This window comes from Bradyrhizobium oropedii (assembly GCF_020889685.1).
GTDB classification, from domain to species: domain Bacteria; phylum Pseudomonadota; class Alphaproteobacteria; order Rhizobiales; family Xanthobacteraceae; genus Bradyrhizobium; species Bradyrhizobium oropedii.
Window position 1 is genome coordinate 1 of sequence record NZ_JACMYO010000330.1, and the last position, 4370, is coordinate 4370.

Consider the following 4370-nt stretch of genomic DNA (forward strand, 5'->3'; position numbering starts at 1 on the left):
CGCAAGTCGGGCTCGCCCGACTTGCGCAAACTTACGATGCGCAACCGGGGTAGACCCCGGTTGCGTGGGGGAGGGAGCGCCGACTGGCGTGCCCGCCTCACTGCATGACGCGGCGGTAGCGACCGCCCCCTACACATTCGATCCATGGATCGCGTCGATCACCGCGTCGGTCACTTCCTTCGTCGTCGCCTTGCCGCCGACGTCGGGCGTCAGCACGCCGGCCGCGCACACCTTCTCGACCGCCGCCATCAGGCGCGCGGCGGCGTCCTTTTCGCCGAGATGCTCCAGCATCTGCGCGCCGGTCCAGAAGGTCGCGACCGGGTTGGCGATGCCCTTGCCGGTGATGTCGAAGGCCGAGCCGTGGATCGGCTCGAACATCGAGGGGAAGCGGCGCTGCGGGTCGATGTTGCCGGTCGGCGCCACGCCGAGGCTGCCGGCCAGCGCGCCGGCGAGGTCGGAGAGAATGTCGGCGTGCAGATTGGTGGCGACGATGGTGTCGAGGCTCTTCGGGTGCAGCGTCATCCGCACCGTCATGGCGTCGACCAGCATCTTGTCCCAGGTGACATCGGGAAATTCCTTCGCCACTTCGGCGGCGATCTCGTCCCACATCACCATGCCGTGGCGCTGCGCGTTCGATTTGGTCACCACGGTGAGGAATTTGCGCGGCCGCGACTGCGCGAGCTGGAATGCGTAACGCATGATCCGCGTCACGCCGACCCGGGTGAATACCGCGACTTCGGTGCCGACTTCCTCCGGCAGGCCCTTGTGTGCGCGGCCGCCCATGCCGGCATATTCGCCTTCGGAATTCTCGCGCACGATCACCCAGTCGAGATCGCCGACGCCGACATTGCGCAACGGCGAGGCGACGCCGGGCAGGATTTTTGTCGGCCGCACATTGGCGTATTGGTCAAAGCCCTGGCAGATCGGTAAGCGAAGGCCCCACAGCGTGATGTGATCGGGCACGTCGGGCGCGCCGACCGCGCCGAAATAGATCGCGTCGAACTTCTTCAATTCGGCGAGCCCGTCGGCCGGCATCATCACGCCGTGCTTCTTGTAATAGTCCGAGCCCCAGTCGAAGGTCTTGACGTTGAAGCTGATGTCGCCTGAGCGCTTGGCCAGCGCCTCCAGCACACGGACACCGGCGGAGATCACTTCGGGGCCGATGCCGTCGGCGGGAATGGCGGCGATGGAATGGGTACGCATGGGTTCGTCTCCGGATGAGTTAGTGGGTTCGCACGGGTTTGGGTTGCGGTTCGGTTTGCGCTGTTGCGGCTTGTGCGCGCGACAGCAGCAGCGTGAGTACGGCCGACAGCACCAGCAGGCCGGCGACGAAATAAAGACCGCCCTCGAAGCTGCCGGTGCGTTCCTTGATCCAGCCGATCATCGCAGGCCCGACGAAGCCGCCGAGATTGCCGATCGAGTTGATGGTGGCGATCCCGGCCGCGGCGGCGGAGCCTGACAGGAACATGGTCGGCATGCTCCACAGCGGCGGCTTCGACGAGGAGATGCCGATATTGACGAGCGTCAGCGCCGCGATCACGGCGGCAAGGCTGGTCCACAATCCGGCAAGCGCGAGGCCTGCCGCCGCGATCAGGCAGGCGATCACAACGTGCCAGGTGCGTTCGCCGGTGCGGTCGGAATGCCGCGCCCACAGCACCATCGCGACGACGGCGATGGTCGCCGGCACCGCGTTGAGGAAGCCGACCTGGATCGACGACAGGCCGAACGCCTTGATGATCTGCGGCGCCCACACCCCGAGCGTATAAAGCCCGGCCGAGGTGCCGAAATAGACCAGCGCCAGCGCCAGCACGCGCGGGTCGGCAAGGCCGCGCCAGATGCTGTGGCTCGCGGTGGCGGCTTTGCCGTCGGTCTCGGCCTTCATGGTCTTGACCAGCCAGGCGCGCTCGTCATCGGCGAGCCATCTGGCCTGTTCCGGCCGGTCGGTCAGGAAGCCGAGCACGACGAAGCCGAGCAGCACGGCCGGAACGGCTTCCAGTACGAACAGCCATTGCCAGCCCTTGAAGCCGAGCAGGCCGTCCATCTCCAGCAGCGCGCCGGAGACCGGCGAGCCGAGCACGGTCGACAGCGGCGCTGCGGCCATGAACAGGGCGGTGACGGCGGCGCGCTGCCGCGCCGGGAACCAGTAGGAGAGGTAAAGGATGATGCCGGGGAAGAAGCCGGCCTCTGCGGCGCCGAGCAGGAAGCGCAGCACGTAGAAGCTGGTCGCACCCTGCACCAGCGCCATCGCCGCCGAGACCAGGCCCCAGGTGATCATCACCCGCGCGATCCAGATCCGCGCGCCGATCTTGTGCAGGATGATGTTGGAGGGCACCTCGAACAGGAAGTAGCCCCAGAAGAAGATACCGGCGCCAAAGCCATAGACCGTCGGCGACAGGCCGATGTCCTTGTTCATGGTCAGCGAGGCGAAGCCGATATTGACGCGGTCGACGAAGGCCACGAAGTACAGCAGCATGATGAACGGCACGATGCGCAGGGTGATCTTGCGCAACACGCGCGTGCCAAGCTCGCTTTCCATGGGCTTCCTCAGGGGTTCGTATTGTTGTTGGGACGGCGCATTTTGCCGCGCCACCGGGAAGCCTAGAGGGGCGCACCCTTCCGATTCAATCCGCGTGGGTTTATACAAAAAAATGATATAATCTCGGCGCCGTCGCCCGTCATTGCGAGGAGCGAAGCGACGAAGCAATCCATCGCTCCGCATATGCCGTCTCAATGGATTGCTTCGCTTGCGCCCGCAATGACGCCGGCTAGCACTGGAGTACGTCTTGGAACTGCACCAGCTTCGCTGCTTCGTGGCGGCGGCCGAGGAACTGCATTTCGGCCGCGCCGCGCAGCGCCTGCAGATGATGCCGTCGGCGCTGGGCCGGCACATCAAGCTGCTGGAGGAGGATCTCGGGGTGCGGCTGTTCGCGCGCACCACGCGCGCGGTGTCGCTGACCGAAGACGGTGCTGTGCTGCTGCGCGAGGGCCGCGCGCTGCTCGACCGGGCCGAAGCAATCGAGAACGGTTTTCGCAGGCGGTTGCGCAAGCCTCAGGCGCGACGCTTCCGGATCGGCGCGATCGACAGTGCCGCGGCTGGCCTGCTGCCGCCGCTGCTGCGCGACCTCCGCACCGCCCATCCCGACGTCGCCGTGCAGTTGCTCGAGGAGAAGACCATCCGGCTGCTGCCGAAGCTGCTGTCTGGCGCACTCGATCTCGCCTTCGTGCGGCCGCCGGAGCGGCCCGACCGCCGCATCGAGTTCGTCCCGCTGCTGCAGGAAACCGCGGTGGTGGCGCTGTCGCATAAGCACGCGCTGGCGCGGCGCAAGCAGATCGTGCTGCCCGACATCGCGGATCAGCCCCTGATCGTGCCGGAGCGCCGCTCGCGCCCGCACAGCCACGATCTCACGACCAAACTTTTCGACGAGGCCGGACTGGCGCCGCGGATCCAGGAGATCGCCGACGAGAAGCAGACCATCGTCAACATGGTCGCCGCAAGGCTCGGCGTCGCCATCGTGCCGCGCTGGACCGCGCGGATGGCGATCCCGGGCGTGCGTTTCGTTCCCCTCCGCCTCAAGCGCGGCAGCAGCGCCGGTCGCCTGCCGCTCGCCGCCGCCTGGCTGAAAGGCTCCCGCGATCCGATCCGCGATCAGGTGATCGCAGTGCTGGAGGCAAGGTTGAAGGCTTATGCGCGGGAGGCGTGACGACGCAAAGCAAGTGTCATGTTAGCCTGCTAGCGATCCGTCGCGGCTGCAAGTGCTTCCCGCGCTGGAAGTCGCCCGACGCTTCGCCGGCATTCTTTGACCGGAGGGACCATGCTACGCATCGTCACGTGTCTGACGCTTATGATTTCCCTGCATGCGGCCGCGGCACAGGACAGGACGCCCGGCGCTTCATCGCAGCCCTATTTCGGGGGCTCCACAGCGCCGCCGACCGATCTGCCGTCTGGCATTGGCAGCTATTGCATCTACGACAACCTCATCTACTCGATTGGCTCGCCCATGTGCGTTGGCAAGACGAGCTACGTATGTGCTCCCGCGACAAACGAAGCAGAGCTCAGTCAGCGGGCGTATTGGTCGGCAAGACCTGCTGACCCAAAACTGACCGCGCCGGTGTGCCAGTAGACTGGCTCGGGGTCTGTTCGCCCATCCTACGAGTGCGACAAAACAACCGGGGTAGCTCAGCGTCCCATCTACACCCGTCGGTCAAGTCCCCGGGCTGAACACTCGACCGGGTGATCCAGTACGCCGCGGCCTCTCGGTTGAAGCACTGCTGTCTCTGGAATACTGGATCACCCGCTTTCGCTTTCGCGGGTGATGACAGCATGCGGTGTGACACGGAGCGAGAACCATCCTCATCGTCGTCCCTGCTTT

General features: G+C 65.7%; 4 protein-coding genes. 2 read left to right on the forward strand and 2 right to left on the reverse strand.

The window, feature by feature from the left end; genetic code table 11:
- Nucleotides 1-129: 129 nt before the first annotated feature.
- Nucleotides 130-1203 (reverse strand): tartrate dehydrogenase, encoded by a 1074-nt coding sequence (locus H8A95_RS41705; protein WP_229188271.1) that lies wholly within the window; start codon nucleotides 1201-1203, stop codon nucleotides 130-132.
- Nucleotides 1204-1222: 19 nt separating this feature from the next.
- Nucleotides 1223-2536, reverse strand: coding sequence for an MFS transporter (locus H8A95_RS41710; RefSeq protein ID WP_229188272.1), 1314 nt, complete (start codon nucleotides 2534-2536; stop codon nucleotides 1223-1225).
- Between the two features lie 247 nt (nucleotides 2537-2783).
- On the opposite strand from H8A95_RS41710, the gene H8A95_RS41715 reads away from it, so the two are divergent.
- Together H8A95_RS41715 and H8A95_RS41720 are read left to right on the forward strand one after the other, a co-directional pair.
- On the forward strand, nucleotides 2784-3701 hold the full coding sequence (locus H8A95_RS41715; protein WP_229188273.1) for a LysR family transcriptional regulator: 918 nt from the start codon (nucleotides 2784-2786) through the stop codon (nucleotides 3699-3701).
- 111 nt (nucleotides 3702-3812) lie between these two features.
- Nucleotides 3813-4121 carry a hypothetical protein gene (locus H8A95_RS41720; RefSeq protein ID WP_229188274.1) on the forward strand — a complete coding sequence of 103 codons (309 nt, stop codon included), beginning with the start codon at nucleotides 3813-3815 and terminating at the stop codon, nucleotides 4119-4121.
- Nucleotides 4122-4370: the final 249 nt, after the last annotated feature.